Source organism: Nocardia sp. CC201C (genome assembly GCF_030010695.1).
Lineage (GTDB): Bacteria > Actinomycetota > Actinomycetes > Mycobacteriales > Mycobacteriaceae > Nocardia > Nocardia otitidiscaviarum.
On record NZ_JASCXP010000738.1, the window covers coordinates 1 to 1,158 of the forward strand.

General features: G+C 76.1%; 1 pseudogene. It reads right to left on the reverse strand.

Features of this window, described 5'->3' with window-relative positions:
- Window positions 1–1,158 (reverse strand): annotated as a pseudogene (locus tag QK444_RS36405) (hypothetical protein); the annotation flags it as partial.

Here is a 1,158-nt window from a genome sequence, read left to right on the forward strand (position 1 = left end):
TGAATTCGGCGTCGGACTTGGTGTGGCGGCCCAGCTGGATGCCCTGGCGGAAGTGGCCGCCGGTGGTCACCGTGAGGCGCGGGTGTGCGGCGACGGCGGCCAGCGATGCCGGGTCGGCGGCGCGGGCACCGTCCGCCCCGGACGCGGCACGGGCCTGCGCGCTGTCCGACCCGGACGCGGCACCGGCCTCCGTACCGGCGTTCGGGGGCGTGGTGGTGGCGCTCTCGTGCAGGGCGATCGAGGCGAGGATGTCGGCGACCGTGGTGCGGGGGACGCCGAAGGTGTCGTCCTCGACCTCCAGGACGTCGGCCAGGGTGGGGCCGGTGGGGCGGTCGGCCGGAGGAAGGGGGAGCAGGAACTGCTCGGAGTCGTGCGCCGGGATGTCGGAACTCGGGTTCACCCAGGCGTCCAGGAGGTTCGCGGCCTGCAGGGCGGCCTCGACACCGGCCGCGGACGCGGGGGTGAGGTGCGGGGCGAAGCGGACCAGTCGCCACAGGGGTGCGCCGGGGCGGGCGTCGCGATCGGCGGTGCGGGCCGCGAACGGTGGTGGGGCGTCGTCGCGTTCGGCCGCGATGCGCTGCTGTTCGGCGCGCAGCTCGGCGAGCTGGGCCGTGGACTGGTCGGCCCGGGTGCGGGCGTGCAGGCGGCGGGCGCGGATGTCCTCGGTGAGCGGTTCGGTGCGCTCGGCGAGAACCTCTGCCGGGGTGAGGAATTCGGTGCCGGAATCGGCGGCGGGTGTGCCGGTGGCGGACGGGGTGTCGGTGGGGCCGATGTCGGCGGTGGGCGTGGCGTCGCCGTCGAGACCGTGCTGTGGTTGCCCACCCCGCGTCCCCGGCGCACCCCGCGGCCCCGGCGCGGACTGCCGGAGCTCGGTGGCGGCGGATCCGGACGCGTGCGCCGACTGTTCGGACCCGGCGGTCGACTTCTTGCGCGGCTTCCGGCCGCCGGCAGCGGGTGCGGGTGCGGGGGTGGGTTCGGTGCCGGTGCTGGTGAGGGCGTGTTCGAGGGCTTCGACCAGGCCCTCCCGCACCGGGCCGTAGACATCGCGGTGAGTGTTCCACCACTCGCGCAGGGCGGCGGCGGTATCGGAGCGGGCGAGGGTGACGGCGGCCTCGGCCTCGGCGAGTTCGGCGGCGGCGGCATCACGCAGTTCCAGGG